General features: G+C 75.5%; 16 protein-coding genes and 1 pseudogene. 4 read left to right on the top strand and 13 right to left on the bottom strand.

The annotated features are described in order from the left end of the window. Position 1: 1 nt before the first annotated feature. The 3 genes from tsaD to tsaB are packed head-to-tail and all read right to left on the bottom strand — an operon-like array spanning position 2 to position 2302. Positions 2-1111: a tRNA (adenosine(37)-N6)-threonylcarbamoyltransferase complex transferase subunit TsaD gene (gene tsaD, locus DMB38_RS22390; protein ID WP_125936671.1), complete on the bottom strand. Its 1110-nt coding sequence runs from the start codon at positions 1109-1111 to the stop codon at positions 2-4. Between the two features lie 8 nt (positions 1112-1119). Continuing rightward, positions 1120-1590, bottom strand: coding sequence for a ribosomal protein S18-alanine N-acetyltransferase (rimI, locus tag DMB38_RS22385; RefSeq protein ID WP_125936670.1), 471 nt, complete (start codon positions 1588-1590; stop codon positions 1120-1122). A 31-nt stretch (positions 1591-1621) separates the two neighbouring features. After that, on the bottom strand, positions 1622-2302 hold the full coding sequence (gene tsaB / locus DMB38_RS22380; RefSeq protein ID WP_125939190.1) for a tRNA (adenosine(37)-N6)-threonylcarbamoyltransferase complex dimerization subunit type 1 TsaB: 681 nt from the start codon (positions 2300-2302) through the stop codon (positions 1622-1624). Between the two features lie 241 nt (positions 2303-2543). Here tsaB and DMB38_RS22375 point away from each other — a divergent pair, with 241 nt between their 5' ends. After that, the gene (locus tag DMB38_RS22375; RefSeq protein ID WP_125939189.1) at positions 2544-3062 is read left to right on the top strand and encodes a hypothetical protein; all 519 of its coding nucleotides are present in this window, start codon (positions 2544-2546) and stop codon (positions 3060-3062) included. Positions 3063-3104: 42 nt separating this feature from the next. Here the strand turns inward: DMB38_RS22375 and DMB38_RS22370 are convergent, their stop codons facing one another. From DMB38_RS22370 to DMB38_RS37035, 7 genes and pseudogenes are all read right to left on the bottom strand, one after another. Next, a complete protein-coding gene (locus DMB38_RS22370) occupies positions 3105-3971 on the bottom strand; it encodes an LLM class flavin-dependent oxidoreductase (RefSeq protein WP_125936669.1) in 867 nt (288 codons plus the stop codon). 45 nt (positions 3972-4016) lie between these two features. Beyond that, positions 4017-4190, bottom strand: a complete 174-nt coding sequence (locus DMB38_RS36220; protein ID WP_164716080.1) for a hypothetical protein — start codon at positions 4188-4190, stop codon at positions 4017-4019. 87 nt (positions 4191-4277) lie between these two features. Beyond that, on the bottom strand, positions 4278-4808 hold the full coding sequence (gene tsaE, locus DMB38_RS22365; protein ID WP_125936668.1) for a tRNA (adenosine(37)-N6)-threonylcarbamoyltransferase complex ATPase subunit type 1 TsaE: 531 nt from the start codon (positions 4806-4808) through the stop codon (positions 4278-4280). Positions 4809-4819: 11 nt separating this feature from the next. Further along, on the bottom strand, positions 4820-6115 hold the full coding sequence (locus DMB38_RS22360; protein ID WP_125936667.1) for an alpha/beta hydrolase: 1296 nt from the start codon (positions 6113-6115) through the stop codon (positions 4820-4822). Continuing rightward, a complete protein-coding gene (alr, locus tag DMB38_RS22355; RefSeq protein WP_125936666.1) occupies positions 6108-7301 on the bottom strand; it encodes an alanine racemase in 1194 nt (397 codons plus the stop codon). The genes DMB38_RS22360 and alr overlap by 8 nt, the downstream gene beginning before the upstream one ends. 27 nt (positions 7302-7328) lie before the next feature. Beyond that, the gene (locus DMB38_RS22350; RefSeq protein ID WP_125936665.1) at positions 7329-8810 is read right to left on the bottom strand and encodes an NAD(P)H-hydrate dehydratase; all 1482 of its coding nucleotides are present in this window, start codon (positions 8808-8810) and stop codon (positions 7329-7331) included. Positions 8811-8881: 71 nt separating this feature from the next. Beyond that, a pseudogene (locus tag DMB38_RS37035) lies at positions 8882-9058 on the bottom strand (SAM-dependent methyltransferase); the annotation flags it as partial. 166 nt (positions 9059-9224) lie between these two features. Between DMB38_RS37035 and DMB38_RS22340 the strand changes: the two are divergent. Next, entirely contained in the window at positions 9225-9599 is a 375-nt protein-coding gene (locus DMB38_RS22340; protein WP_125936664.1) for a holo-ACP synthase, read from the top strand. A 19-nt stretch (positions 9600-9618) separates the two neighbouring features. On the opposite strand, the gene DMB38_RS22335 is transcribed toward DMB38_RS22340, so the two are convergent. After that, positions 9619-9885: a hypothetical protein gene (locus tag DMB38_RS22335; RefSeq protein WP_125936663.1), complete on the bottom strand. Its 267-nt coding sequence runs from the start codon at positions 9883-9885 to the stop codon at positions 9619-9621. Positions 9886-10002: 117 nt separating this feature from the next. On the opposite strand from DMB38_RS22335, the gene coaA reads away from it, so the two are divergent. Continuing rightward, a complete protein-coding gene (gene coaA, locus DMB38_RS22330; protein WP_125936662.1) occupies positions 10003-10977 on the top strand; it encodes a type I pantothenate kinase in 975 nt (324 codons plus the stop codon). 6 nt (positions 10978-10983) lie between these two features. On the opposite strand, the gene DMB38_RS22325 is transcribed toward coaA, so the two are convergent. After that, positions 10984-11895 (bottom strand): hypothetical protein, encoded by a 912-nt coding sequence (locus tag DMB38_RS22325; protein ID WP_125936661.1) that lies wholly within the window; start codon positions 11893-11895, stop codon positions 10984-10986. 159 nt (positions 11896-12054) lie between these two features. On the opposite strand from DMB38_RS22325, the gene DMB38_RS22320 reads away from it, so the two are divergent. Next, entirely contained in the window at positions 12055-13041 is a 987-nt protein-coding gene (locus tag DMB38_RS22320; RefSeq protein ID WP_125936660.1) for a DUF389 domain-containing protein, read from the top strand. Positions 13042-13134: 93 nt separating this feature from the next. Here the strand turns inward: DMB38_RS22320 and glmM are convergent, their stop codons facing one another. Beyond that, entirely contained in the window at positions 13135-14499 is a 1365-nt protein-coding gene (gene glmM, locus DMB38_RS22315; RefSeq protein WP_125936659.1) for a phosphoglucosamine mutase, read from the bottom strand. Positions 14500-14637: the final 138 nt, after the last annotated feature.

The following is a 14637-nucleotide window of genomic DNA, read 5'->3' as shown; positions in this document are numbered from 1 at the left end:
GTCACGAGTACAGGTTGTCCTTCGCCAGCTCGTGCACGTGGTCGTGGCCGTGCCCGGGTGCGTGCTCGTGCCCCGGTACGTGCGTCTCCGTGACCGGCAGCGACGAGTCCGCCGACAGCTCCCAGTCCGACGCCGCCCGCCCCCGCGCCACCATCTCCGCGCCCAGCGCCGCGACCATCGCCCCGTTGTCCGTGCACAGCTTCGGCCGCGGCACCCGCAGCACGATCCCCGCGTCCTCGCAGCGCCGCTCGGCCATCGCCCGCAGCCGCGAGTTCGCCGCCACGCCGCCGCCGATCATCAGGTGCCCGACGCCGTTGTCCCGGCAGGCCCGTACCGCCTTGCGCGTCAGCACGTCCGCCACCGACTCCTGGAACGACGCCGCCACATCCGCCACCGGCACGTCCTCCCCCGCCGCGCGCCTGGCCTCCACCCAGCGGGCGACGGAGGTCTTCAGACCGGAGAAGGAGAAGTCGTACACCGGATCGCGCGGGCCCGTCAGGCCGCGCGGGAAGCGGATCGCGGCCGGGTCGCCCTCGCGCGCGGCCCTGTCGATGAACGGGCCGCCGGGGAAGCCGAGTCCGAGGACGCGGGCGACCTTGTCGAACGCCTCGCCCGCCGCGTCGTCGATGGTCGCGCCGAGGGGGCGGACGTCGGCGGTGATGTCGGCGGACATCAGCAGCGAGGAGTGGCCGCCGGAGACCAGCAGGGCCATCGTCGGCTCGGGCAGCGCGCCGTGTTCGAGCTGGTCGACGGCGATGTGCGAGGCGAGGTGGTTGACGCCGTAGAGCGGCTTGCCCAGCGCGTACGCATACGCCTTGGCCGCCGACACCCCGACGAGCAGCGCCCCGGAGAGCCCCGGGCCCGCCGTCACCGCGATCGCGTCCAGGTCGCGGGCCGCCACCCCGGCGTCGCGCAGCGCCCGCTCGATCGTCGGGACCATCGCCTCCAGGTGCGCCCGGCTCGCCACCTCGGGCACCACGCCGCCGAAGCGGGCGTGCGCGTCGACGCTGGAGGCGATGGCGTCGGCGAGCAGCGTGTGCCCGCGGACGATCCCGACACCGGTCTCGTCGCAGGACGTCTCGATGCCGAGCACCAGGGGTTCGTCTGCCATGGGGGGCGTCACTCTTTCTCGGTACGGCGCATGACGAGCGCGTCGACGTTTCCTGGCTGGTAGTAGCCGCGCCTGACGCCGATCACGGCGAAGCCGTGGCGCTCGTAGAGGCGCTGCGCGCGCACGTTGTCGACGCGCACCTCCAGCAGCACCTCGCGGCAGCCGAAGCGGCGGGCGGCGGCGAGCAGCGCCTCCAGCAGGCGCGGGCCGAGGCCGGTGCCCCAGTGGTCGCGGGCGGCGGCGATGGTCTGGATGTCGCCGGTGCCGTCGAGCGCGGCGAGGCCGCCGTAGCCGACGACGCGGCCGTCCTCGTCCTCGGCGACGAGGTACGCGCGGGTGGCGCCGGGGCCGCGGGCGTGGGCCAGCTCGGACCAGAACATCGCCGGGGACCAGGCGTCCTCGGGGAAGGTGTCCCGTTCGAGGGCGAGCACGGGGTCGATGTCCCACCACCGCATCTCACGCAGGGCGACGATGGTCATGGGCCGCTCTCGTACGTGTCCGGGCGCGCGGTCATCGCGGGGTGACCGCCTTGTACGCGGCGGGGACCTGCGCGTCGGGGCGGCGCAGGTACAGCGGGCGGGGCGGCAGCAGCTCGGCGCCCGCCGCAAGGCGCTCGGCGGCCAGCGCGGCGAGGGCGGCGGCGTGCGGGTGCGCCGGGGGCCGGGCGTCGGGGAACGCCTCGGGGTACAGCTCCGCGCCCGCCCCGGCGGCGGGCAGGCCCGCGACCTGCGCGGCGAGGTCGGCGGGCCGGTCGACGGCCGGGTCCGTGACGCGGGTGCGGGCGTCGGCGTAGCGCGCCCAGTACACCTCTTTGCGCCGGGCGTCGGTGGCCACGACGAACGGGCCGTCAATGCCGCCGGCGACGCCGTCGACGCCACCGTCGCGGCCGGCGGCGTAGGCGATGCCGTCCAGCGTGCAGACCCCGTACACGGGGACGCCGAGCGTCATGCCGAGGACCTCGGCGGTCACCAGCCCCACCCGCAGCCCGGTGTAAGGACCGGGGCCGACGCCCACGACGAGGCCGGTCAGCTCCCCGAGCCCGCGGCCCGCCTCGGCGAGCACCCGGTCGACGGCGGGCAGCAGCAGCTCGCCGTGGCGCCGGGCGTCGACCTGGTGCGACGCGGCGAGCGCGGGCGACGCGGGGTCGCCGTCGTGGAGCGCGACGGTGACGGCGGGGGAGGCGGTATCCATGGCGAGCAGCACGCCCTTCAGGGTAGTCGCGCGGAAGGGGTGCCCGGAGCGCGTCCGCCGGGCCGGTGACTCCGGCCGCCGCCGCCCCGGGGCGCGCGGCGGCGGGTGCTACCGTCGGGCGGAGCAGGCGGGGCGGACCGGCACGTGCAGAAGAGGACGGGCCGGGGGAAGACTGCGGAAGAGCGGCCCTGCGGCCGCCGTACCGGAAGGGGCGTACCGCGTGGCAGGCAGCGGGAAATTCGTGGCCGGGCTGACGGCCGCCGCCCTGGGCGTGGTCGCCTTCCTCGCCTACCAGGCCAACGCCAACGCCCCCGACTCCCTGGCGCGCAGCCGCCCGGGCGTCGCCAGCCCCGAGCCGACCAAGGCCAAGGAGAAGAAGCTCGAACTGCCCGCGCGCTCGGGGTCCGGGCTGCGGGTGGTGTACGCGCTGAAGGACAAGCGCGTGTGGCTCGTCGGCGAGGACAACTCGGTGCTGCGGACGTACAAGGTGACCCCGAGCACCGTCGACCCGCCGCCCGGCATGTACACCGTGACCTCGCGGTCGCGGCAGATCACCGGCTCGGACGGGGTGCCGGTCGAGCACGTGGTGATCTTCACGGAGTCCGAGGGCACGGTCATAGGGTTCAGCGCCGCCATAGACGGCTCCCGGCCGGAACCGGACGCGACGGAGAAGACGGGCGGCGTGCGCTCGTCGCGGGTGGACGGCAGGGCGCTGTGGCGCTTCGCGACCGTGGGCGTCCCGGTCGCGGTGGTGAAGTAGCGGGGATCCGCCGCCGGACCCCCGCCCCTTCGTCCGTACGTCCTACAGCCCGGCGGCCTCCGCGATGAGCGGGACCTGCGCCACGTCCGGGTTGCAGGGGAAGAGCACCAGCTCGCCGCAGCCCGCGTCCGCGAACGCGGCCTTCGCGGCGGCGACCGCCTCCGGCGAGGTCAGCGCCCCCGCGGCGATCTTCTCGGCGAAGTCGCCGAGGAACCCGTAGTAGTCCAGCAGGTAGCGGCGGGCGTGCTCCTCGGCGTCGGGGCCGAGGCTCACGTACGCCAGCGCCGCCACCCGCGGCTCGCCCTCCCGGCCCGCCTCGCGCCAGGCCGCCCTGGCCTTCTCGGCGCCGCCGGCCAGTTGCTCGGGGCTGCCGCCGCCGAGGATCCACCCGGCGCCGTACTCCGCGACCCGCCGGAAGGTGGCGGGCGCGTTCCCGCCGAAGAGGATCGGCGGCCCGCCCGCCTGCACCGGCGCCGGGCCCACGGGGTGGGCGCGGCCCCGGGGGTCCTGCCGCCAGACGGCGCGCATCTCGGCGAGCTGGTCGTCGAAGATCCGGCCCCGCTCGGTGAACGGCACGCCCGTCGCCTCGTAGTCGTCCTCCCGTCCGCCGACCGCGGCGCCGACGGTGAGCCGGCCGCCGGAGAGCGCGTCGACGGAGGCGAGCTGCTTGGCGAGCAGGGCGCCGTTGCCGCGGTACGGGGCGATGAGGATGGTCGTCGTCAGGCCGATGCGCTCGGTGACGGCCGCCGCGGCGGCGAGGGTGGGGATCGTTTCGAGGTTGCCGTAGACGACGCGGTCGATGGTGCCCAGGGTCGAGAACCCGGCCCGCTCGGCCGCGGCGGCCCACTCGGGGATCAGCGTGCCGGGGATGCCGGGGATGGTGGAGGGAAGTCCGATGCCGATGTCCATGCAGCGCAGCCTAGATGCCCCGGGGCGGGGCAGCGCGATCTTGCGCTACGCGGCGTGCTGTTCCGGCTCGGCGGGGCCCTCCGGGGCCTGCCGCCCGTCCGTCCCGGCCGCCTCGGGTTCGGGCGCGGGCGGCGTCGAGACCGCCTCTGCCGCCGCGCAGGCGGCGAGGAGCTCGGCGACTCCCACGGCGGGGCGCTGCCCGTCTTGCTCAGGTGCCATACGCCCATGGGACCACGCCCGCCGACCTGGGGCAACGATATGCCGACAGCACGTCGGCATATTTGTCGGAACGTCCAGCACTGCTGTTCAGGTGCGGGCGAGCGCGGCCAGCGCGCCGTGCGCCCAGCGCTCGCCGACGCCGGTGACCGTGACGCGCCGTACGTCCGCCTCGCCGGCGTCCGCCTCCTCCTCGGGCGCACCGCCCGTGCGGCGCTCGATGACGACGTGCAGCCGGTCCTCGGCCAGCTCCTCGACCTTGCCCTCGCCCCACTCCACGACCACGACCGACTCCGGCAGCGACACGTCGAGGTCCAGGTCCTCCATCTCCTCCAGACCGCCGCCCAGCCGGTAGGCGTCGACGTGGACCAGCGGCGGCCCGCCCGAGACCGACGGGTGCACGCGCGCGATGACGAACGTCGGCGACGTCACCGCCCCGCGCACCCCGAGCCCCGCCCCCAGCCCGCGCGCGAGCGTCGTCTTGCCCGCACCCAGCGCCCCGGTGAGCAGCACGAGGTCCCCGGCGCGCAGCACGGCGGCCAGCCGGCGGCCCAGCTCCTGCATCTGCTCGGGCGACTCGACGGTCAACTCAACTGCGGTGGTGGTCATGGCGGCGCTCATGGCACTGGATGTTAGAGGGTCCGGCGCGACGTGCCGCGCGGCCGCCGTACGGGCCCCGCCCCCGGCTCCGCCCCGGGCCCGGTGCGCAGCCGCACGCCCGCGCGGGCGAGCAGCGCGGCCAGCGCGTCGTTCACCCGTTCCGGGCGCTCCAGCATGGCCAGGTGGCCGGCGTTCTCGATGACCTCGAACGTGGCGCCGGGCAGCCGCGCGGCGATCCGCTCGCTGTGCTCCGGGGGCGTGACCATGTCGCGGTCGCCGACGAGGACGAGCCCGGGGAGGTCCCGGAGGAGCGCCAGCGCCTCGTCCTTCTCGTGCGCCGCGAACGCCGGGTAGAACTCGGCGACCACGTCTATCGGCGTGCTCTCCAGCAGCCGCTCGGCGAAGCGCGCGACGCCCGGGTCGACGCCCTCGGTGCCGAACGAGTAGTGCTTGATGATCCCCGCGAAGAGGTCGGCCGTCGCCTGCCGGCCGCGCTCGGCCAGCTCGGCGCGGCTGCCGAGGGCCTTCAGGACGCCGGGCACGAAGTGCCGTACCGCCCAGGCGCCGGCCGCCGGCAGGCCGAACGTCACCCGGCCGAGGTCGCCCGCGGAGGTGCCGAGGAACGCGGCGCCGGCCACCCGGTCCCGTACCGCGTCGGGGAACTGGTCGGCGAAGGCCATGATCGTCATGCCGCCCATCGAGTGCCCGACGAGGAGCAGCGGGCCCTCGGGGGCGGCGGCGTCGACGACGGCCTTGAGGTCGCGGCCGAGCTGGTCGATGGTGACCGGCTCGTCGCCGGCGAGCTGGGAGATGCCGTGGGCGGAGCGGCCGTGGCTGCGCTGGTCCCAGTAGACGGTGCGGACGCGGCCGCGGAGCGCGGCGCGCTGGAAGTGCCAGGAGTCCTGGGTGAGGCAGTAGCCGTGGCAGAAGACGACGGTGAGCGGCGCGGGGTCGCGGCGTCCCGCGAAGCGGCGGCGCCGGCGGCGGGGGGCGGCGGCCTGCGGGTCGGGGGGTGTGCCGTCGGGGAGTACGGGCGGGAAGTCGTCCGCCTCCTCGACCTCGTAGTACAGCTCGGTGCCGTCGTCCGCGACGGCCGTGCCCGAGGTGCCGCGGAGGGTGCCGTACGGACCGGCCGCGTCGAGCGCCTGCCGGGCCCTGCGGCGTACGTCGCGGCCCATCGCCAGGCGCTCCACGGCCACGCCCGCGGCGGCCCCGGCGGCGAGCACGCCGATGGCGACGCCGGCGATACCGGCGCGCCGGCCGGCCCTCGCCCAGCCGCCGGGTCCGGAGACGGGGACGGGGACGGGGGTGGCGAGCGGGTCAGCCATGGCGGGGCCCGGGGCGGTCCGTGTCGGTGTCCATGGGGGTGGCATCCCCCGCGCCGCCCACGTACACGCGCGGTACGCGGGGTCCGATCCGCGTGACGATCTCGTACCCGATGGTGCCCGCCGCCCGCGCCCAGTCCTCCGCCGTCGGCTCGCCGTGGTCCCCGGCCCCGAAGAGCACCGCCTCGTCGCCCGCCGCCGCGGTGTCCCCGCCCAGGTCGACGACGAACTGGTCCATCGCGACCCGCCCCGCGACCGTCCGCCACTTCCCGGCGACCAGCACGGGGCCCGTACCGGACGCGTGCCGCGGCACCCCGTCCGCGTAGCCGAGGGGCACGAGCGCGAGGGTGGTCCGGCCCGGGGTGACGTAGTGGTGCCCGTACGAGATGCCGAGGCCGGCCGGCGCCTCCTTGACCTGCGCCAGCGACGCCTTGACCGTCATCACGGGACGCAGCCCGAAGTCCGCGGGAGCGCCCACCTCGGGGCTCGGCGACAGCCCGTACGACGCGATCCCGGGCCGGACGAGGTCGAAGTGGGCCTCGGGGAGGGTGAGCATGGCGGGCGAGTTCGCCATGTGCCGCACCTCGGGGCGCAGTCCCGCGCGGCCGGCGACGGCGAGGGCGTCGTGGAAGGCGTCGAGCTGGCTGCGGACGGAGGGGTGTCCCGGCTCGTCGGCGCAGGCGAAGTGCGACCAGACGCCGGTGACCTCGATGGCGCCCTCGGCCTCGGCGGCGCGGGCGGCGGCGACGAGCTCCGGCCAGTCGGCGGCGAGGCAGCCGTTGCGGCCGAGGCCGGTGTCGGCCTTGAGCTGCACGCGCGCGGTGCGCCCGGCGGCGCGGGCGGCGGGCAGCAGTTCGCGGAGCGCCCACAGGCCGCTGACGGTGATGTCGAGATCCGCCTCGACGGCCTCCCGCCACGGCCCGCCGGGCGTCCACAGCCAGCAGAGGATCCGGCCCCGGTCGCCGGCGGCGCGCAGTTCGAGCGCCTCCCGCGGGGTGGCGGTCCCTATCCACTCGGCGCCGGCGGCGCGCGCGGCGCGGACGCAGGGCAGCATCCCGTGGCCGTACGCGTCGGCCTTGACGACTGCCATGAACTGCGCGCGCGGGGCGATGCCGCGCAGGGCGCGGATGTTCGCGCCGTACGCGGTGAGGTCGATCTCCGCGCGGGCGCGGAGGGGGGAGTCGGTCATCGGTACCCAGTCTCGCATTCCGCCTGATCAGGCTCTACGGATGTCGCGCACGTCGCGCCAGACGGCGGGGAGGGCGTCGGGGAGTTCGTGGGCGGTGATCGGGGCGCCGGCGGCGAGGGTGCGGGCGGCGAGGCCGTGGAGGTACGCGCCGGCGGAGCCGGCGTCGCGGGCGGCGAGGCCGGCGGCGAGGAGGGAGCCGGTGAGGCCGGAGAGGACGTCGCCGCTGCCGGCGGTGGCGAGCCAGGAGGTGCCGGTGGGGTTCTGGCGCACGGGGTGCTCGCCGCCGGGGTCGGCGACCAGGGTGGTGGAGCCCTTGAGCAGGGTGGTCGCGCCGTACGCGTCGGCCAGCGACCGTACGGCGGCGAGCCTGCGGGACTCGACCTCGGCCCGGTCGACGCCGAGGAGTGCGGCGGCCTCCCCCGCGTGCGGGGTGAGCAGCGTCGGGGCGGACCTGCGCCGTACCCGTGCCCTGTCCAGCAGCCGGAGGCCGTCGGCGTCGACCAGCACCGGCACGTCGGTGGCGAGCACCTGCTCCAGCACCTCCTCCGCACCGGGCCCGTCCCCCAGCCCGGGCCCGACGACCCACGCCTGCACCCGGCCCGCCTTCCCGGGCGGCCCGGGGTGGACCAGCGTCTCCGGGTACCGCTCGATGACCGCCCGCGCCGCGGGCCCCACGTACCGCACGGCGCCCGCCCCGCCGCGCAGCGCCCCGCCCACCGCGAGGACGGCGGCGCCCGGGTAGCGCTCGGAGCCGGCGACGACGCCGACGACACCGCGCCGGTACTTGTCGCTCTCGGCGGCCGGCTCCGGCAGCAGCGCGGCGACGTCGGCGTGCTGGAGGGCCTCCAGGTCGGGCACCGGGGGCAGGTACGGGCCGAGCCCGATGTCCACGAGCCGCAGCGCGCCGGCCCGCTCGGCGGCGGGGTCGACGAGGAGCCCGGGCTTGTACGTACCGAAGGTCACGGTGGCGTCGGCGGTCACGGCCTCGCCCCGTACCTCCCCGGTGTCGGCTTCCACCCCGCTGGGCAGGTCGACGGCGAGCACGGGGGCGCCGGTGTCGCGGACGACGCGCATGAGCGCGGCGGCGGCGGGCCGGAGGCCGCCGGAGCCGCCGATGCCGACGATGCCGTCGACGACGAGGTCGACGCGGTCGAACACGCGGCACAGGGGCGACCCCGGGCCGCCGCCCTCCTCGGCGGGCACGACGCGCCCCCCGACGGCCCACAGGGCGGCGAGCCCGCCCTCGTGCGTACGCTCCGGGCGGAGCAGCACGGCCGTCACCCGCGCCCCGCGCCGCGCCAGCCGCGCCCCGGCGTACAGCCCGTCCCCGCCGTTGTCCCCGCTCCCCACGAGCAGCACCACCCGGCGCCCGTACACCCGCCCCAGCAACCCGGCCGCGGCGGCGGCGAGCCCCGCGGCGGCGCGCTGCATGAGCGCCCCCTCGGGCAACCCGGCCATGAGCGCCGCCTCGGCCCGCCGCACCGTCTCCACCCCGTACGCACTCCTCATCCCCCCATCCTCCCCCGCCCCGCAAAGCCCCGCAGCCGCGTCCCCGCCGCCCTCACCGCCGGGCGACCGCCGGCGTCGTGGACGCGGTCCCTGGCGAGCAGCGTGGTCGCCGTGTGCTCGAAGACGGAGGCGTACCGGCCGATCGCCGCCGCCGCGACGAGACCCCCCGGCCGGGTGACGCGGCGGGCCTCGGCGAGGGCCCGGCCGCGGTCGCCGCGCTCCAGCAGGTGGTAGAGCGGGCCGAGGACGGCCGGGGTCTGCGGGTCGTCGATGCGCCGGCCGATGCAGGGGGGGCACGCCGCGGGTCGGTGGCGTCGGCAAGACCGTCTGGGCCGTCATCGCGTACGAGCGGCGCGTGGGGAGGCCGTGACGGCGGCGGCCGGTGCGGTACCGGTAGCCGTTACTCTGCCGCGCATGAGTGGAATCGTCGGGGTCGGGATCGATGTCGCCGAGGTGGGGCGGTTCGGGGCGGCGTTGGAGCGGACGCCGGAGTTGGCGGATCGGTTGTTCCTGCCCGCGGAGCAGGTGCTGCCCGACGGGGGGCGGCGGGGGGTCGCTTCGCTGGCGGTGCGGTTTGCGGCCAAGGAGGCGCTGGCCAAGGCGCTGGGGGCGCCGCCCGGGCTGCACTGGCACGACGCCGAGGTGTGCGTGTACGACAACGGGCGGCCCCACCTCCGCGTCCGCGGCACCGTCGCCGCGCGCGCCGCCGAGTTGGGCGTGCGTACCTGGCACGTGTCGCTGAGCCACGACGCCGGCGTCGCCTCCGCCGTCGTCATCGCCGAGGGATGACCCAGGGGTGACCCAGGGGCTATCTGCCCCACGCCATCCGTTCCACCGCTTCCTGCACCAGGTCCAGGTACTCCACTTCCTCGCAGCGCGGCTTGCTGCCCATGCGGTACAGATCGAGCGACTCGACCAGGTCCTCCCCCAGGTCCTCGTCCGGCAGCTCCGCCGCCAGGTCGCCCCTCACCCGGCCCGCGAACGCCTCGCGCGCGCCCCGGGCCCGCCGCCGCCGGGCGCCCGCCGCCGCGAACTGCCTGCGTCTCTCATGCCAAACCGTCCGCATTACCGACATTCTCGCCCCCCTGGATTCGAATACGCATCCGGACCTTAACCCTCCGCCCGGCCGCCGCCTAGAGGCAGGACACGCCCCGCCCGCGCGTCCCCCCGCACCCCCGCGCACAATGGCCCCGTGGCCTCGCCGACGAGCACGCACAGCCCCTCCCCGTACGTCGACCTCTCCCGCGCCGAGTGGAGCGCCCTGCGGGACCGGACCCCGCTGCCACTGACCGCGGCGGAGGTCGAGCGGCTGCGCGGCCTCGGCGACGTGATCGACCTCGACGAGGTGCGGGAGGTCTACCTGCCCCTCTCCCGCCTGCTCAACCTCTACGTCGGCGCCACCCACGGCCTGCGGGACGCCGTCCACACCTTCCTCCGCGGCCCCGGCGAGACCGCGGGCCCCCAGGCCGGCACCCCGTTCGTCATCGGCATCGCCGGCAGCGTGGCCGTCGGCAAGTCGACCGTCGCGCGGCTGCTCCAGGCGCTGCTCGCGCGCTGGCCCGAGCACCCGCGCGTGGAACTCGTCACCACCGACGGGTTCCTGCTGCCCAACGCCGAACTCGAAGCCCGCGGGCTGATGTCGCGCAAGGGCTTCCCCGAGTCGTACGACCGCCGCGCGCTGACCCGCTTCGTCGCCGACGTGAAGTCCGGGAAGGACGAGGTCACCGCGCCCGTCTACGACCACCTCACGTACGACATCGTCCCCGGCGAGCGGCTGAAGGTGCAGCGCCCCGACATACTCATCGTCGAGGGCCTCAACGTCCTCCAGCCCGCGCTCCCCGGCCGCGACGGCCGCACCCGCGTCACGCTCGCCGACTTCTTCGACTTCAGCGTGTACGTGGACGCCCGTACCGAGGACATCGAGCGCTGGTACGCCGAGCGGTTCCGCAAGCTGCGCGAGACGGCCTTCCAGAACCCCCTGTCGTACTTCCGCCGCTACGCCGAGGTGCCGGAGGCCGAGGCGATGGCGTACGGGAGACGCAACTGGCGCACGATCAACGAGCCCAACCTGCGCCAGAACATCGCCCCGACCCGCGGCCGCGCCACCCTCATCCTGCGCAAGGGCCCGGACCACAAGGTCCAGCGCCTCTCCCTGCGCAAGCTCTGACGCGCACTACGCCACCGCGCCCACGCCCCGCACCACCACCTTCGCCGCGTCGTTCCCCGGCACCGGGTCGAACGGGAACGCCACGCTGCCGTCCGCCGGACGCACCCGTACCCGCCCGACCGCCTCCGGCAGCGAGCGCTCGACGGTCAGCTCGAAGGGGAAGACGACCCGCGCCCCGGCGGGCACCCTGGCCGGCGTACGGCACCAGTAACGCGGGGCACCTGTCCGCTGGTCCGGCAGCGGCCGCCCGTCCCGGGTCATCGCCGCGCACCGCTTCGGCACCGCGGTCGCCGATGTACCCGGCGGAACGCGGAAGTCGATCAGGGCGACCGGCTCGCCGGAGCCCAGGTTGGCGATCGTGGCGGGTCCGCGGTTGCGCATCACGAGGTCGAGCGGGATCGTCTGCCCGGCCGCGCCGGTCAGTTCGGCCCGGCGGACGCGGAAGTCGGCGGTGTTCTCCGCGGCGACCTCGACGGTCGCGAAGTTGTCGCCCGTGTCGGCGTCCTCGGCGTCACCGCCCGGCTCGACGTGCGTGTCGATGCGCTCGGCGTACGCGTCCGGCGCGACGGCCATACGCAGCGGCCGGGGCAGCCGGAAGGTGGCCCCCGGCGCGAGGACGTCGGGGAAGAAGCAGTCGGCGTACTCGTAGCCCCTCGGCAGCGGCGTGTACGTGCACGCCTCGTACCGGGTGACGAACTGCAGGCCGGACGACGCCTGGATGGCCACCCGCACGCCGGCCGCCGGCTGGTCGCCCTTGTTGGTCACCTTCACGGGCACGCGCAGCACGTCACCGGGCTGCACCCCGGTCACCGGCGTCCCCTCGGGGACCGCCAGGTCAGGACCTGGCGCGGCGCCCGCGCCTTCGGCGCCCGCCGCCGTGACGGACGCGAGCAGCACCGCCGCCGCGACGCCGACCACCGCTAAGCGTCTCCGCGCGGATCCCGGCATTCTTCCTGTTGCCATCATTTCCCCCGTTTCCCGGTTGAGAAGTGGATGATGCGATTTGCCGTATAGACCCGTCCCGCCGTCGGACGGTTGTACGGAATCCCGCCTCCCGGCACCCGCTAATCTCGGCGCATGCTGCACCTGCGGATCCAGTGCCCCGCCGCCCGTACCGCAGAGGTCGTCGGGCTCCTGCACAAGACCGTCGGCACCGCCCACCTCGCCGTGCTCCGCGGCGCCTCCCTCGACCCCGAGGGCGACGTCGTGCTCTGCGACATCGCCCGCGAGGCCGCCGACAAGCTGCTCCAGGAGCTGCGCGTGCGCGGGCTGTACGACGAGGGGGCGGTCTGCGTCGACCAGGTCGACCTGACGCTCTCGCGCCGCGCCGACCAGGCCGAGGAGGCCGCGCCGGGCGAGGCGGCGGACGCGGTGGTGTGGGAGTCGCTGGTCGAGGAGACGCACGAGGAGTCGACGCTGTCGCTCACGTACCTCGCCATGCTCGGCGTCGCCACGCTGCTCGCCGCCTGCGGCGTGATGATCGACAGCGCGATCCTCATCGTCGGGGCGATGGCGGTGGGGCCGGAGTTCGGCCCGGTGGCGGGGCTGTGCGTGGCGCTGGTGCAGTGGCGGCCGCGGCTGGTGGGGCGGTCGCTGGTGGCGCTGCTCGCGGGGTTCGCGGCGGCGATGGTGCTGACCGTGGCCTTCAGCGTGATGATGGACGCCTTCGGGCTGTTCACGGAGACGGATCTGGAAGCCGTTCGACCGCAGACCGGGTTCATCTTCGCGCCGGACTGGTTCTCGTTCATCGTCGCGCTGCTGGCGGGCACGGCGGGCACGCTGTCGCTGACGTCGTCGAAGTCCGGGGCGCTGGTGGGCGTCGCGATCTCGGTGACGACGGTGCCGGCGGCGGCCAACGCGGCGGTCGCGATCAGCTACGGCGACTGGGGGCAGGCGCGCGGCTCGTCGGAGCAGTTGCTGCTCAACCTGCTGGGCATCGTCGTCGCCGGGACGCTGACGCTGCTGGCGCAGAAGCTGTACTGGGCCTGGCACACGCAGCAGACGCTCGGCCAGCACCTCCAGCAGAGCCGGGCCGCGGCGCAGCACCCGCAGCGGCGGCTCTGACGCCCGTACGCCGTACGGGGCAGGCCCCCAGCACGGCGTACGGCAACGGCAACCGGAACGACAGCGACAACTGCTGCTGCTGCGGCAACCGCCTCAGCCCAGCGCCGACTTCACCACGTCCGCCAGCTTCCCCGCCACCGACCGCGCCTGGTCGATGTCGGCCGCCTCCACCATGACCCGCACCACCGGCTCCGTACCGGACGAGCGCAGCAGCACCCGCCCCGTCGCGCCCAGTTCGCGCTCCGCCTCCAGGACCGCCTGGCGCAGCTCCGGGGCGCTGGCGACCCGGGACTTGTCGACGTCCCGCACGTTGATCAGCACCTGCGGCAGCCGGTCCATCACCGCCGCCAGCTCCGCCAGCGGCCGGCCGCTCGCGGCCACCCGGGAGGCGAGCAGCAGACCGGTGAGGGTGCCGTCGCCGGTGGTGGCGTGGTCGAGGACGATGACGTGGCCGGACTGCTCGCCGCCGAGGGCGTAGCCGCCGCGCTTCATCTCCTCCAGCACGTAGCGGTCGCCGACCGCGGTCTGGATCAGGTCCACGCCCTCGCGCTCCAGCGCGAGCTTGAAGCCGAGGTTGGACATGACGGTGGCGACGACGGTGTTCTTGCGCAGCCGGCCGGCCTCGCGCAGCCCGAGGGCGAGGACGGCGAGGATCTGGTCGCCGTCGATCTCCTTGCCCGCGGCGTCGACGGCGAGGCAGCGGTCGGCGTCGCCGTCGTGGGCGATGCCGAGGTCGGCGCCGTGCTCGACGACGGCGGCGCTGAGCTGGTCGAGGTGGGTGGAGCCGTAGCCGTCGTTGATGTTGAGGCCGGTGGGGTCCGTGCCGATGGAAATCACCTCGGCGCCGGCCCGCTGGAACGCCTCCGGGGAGACGCGGGCGGCGGCGCCGTGGGCGCCGTCGACGACGACCTTGAGCCCGTCGAGGCGGTGCGGCAGGACGCCCAGCAGATGGGCGACGTAGCGGTCGAAGCCCTGCTCGTAGCGCTGGACGCGGCCGACGCCGGCGCCGGTCGGGCGCTCCCACGGCTCGCCGCGCTCGTGCTTGTGGTACAGCTCCTCGATCTCGTCTTCGAGCTCGTCGGAGAGCTTGTGGCCGCCGCGGGCGATGAACTTCACGCCGTTGTCGGGCATCGGGTTGTGGCTGGCGGAGAGCATCACGCCGAGGTCGGCGCCGAGCGCGCCGGTGAGGTACGCGACCGCGGGGGTCGGCAGCACGCCGACGCGCAGCACGTCGACGCCCGCGCTGGCCAGTCCGGCGACGACGGCCGCCTCCAGGAACTCTCCGGACGCCCGCGGATCGCGCCCGACCACCGCCTTGGGGCGCTGGCCGGCCGGCTGGGCGGCGTCGGCGATGGCGAGCACGTGTGCCGCCGCCACGGACAGCCCGAGGGCCATCTCCGCGGTGAGGTCCGCGTTGGCGACGCCGCGCACGCCATCGGTGCCGAAGAGTCGTCCCACTGATCTCCTCCGAGTGCTCCCGAGTGCTCAATTCTGAGCGAGTACGTTCGGCTACGGACCGTTAAAAGTCCTCACGTGACCATACCCGCGGACCGTATGCCGACCATACAAGCGCGCCCCGGCGCCCTCCCGAAGAAC

Origin of the sequence: Streptomyces sp. WAC 06738, from assembly GCF_003945505.1 — a bacterium.
Classification (GTDB): Bacteria; Actinomycetota; Actinomycetes; order Streptomycetales; family Streptomycetaceae; genus Streptomyces.
Note: the sequence above shows the minus strand (reverse complement) of the source record. Positions and strands in the feature narration are given on the sequence as shown.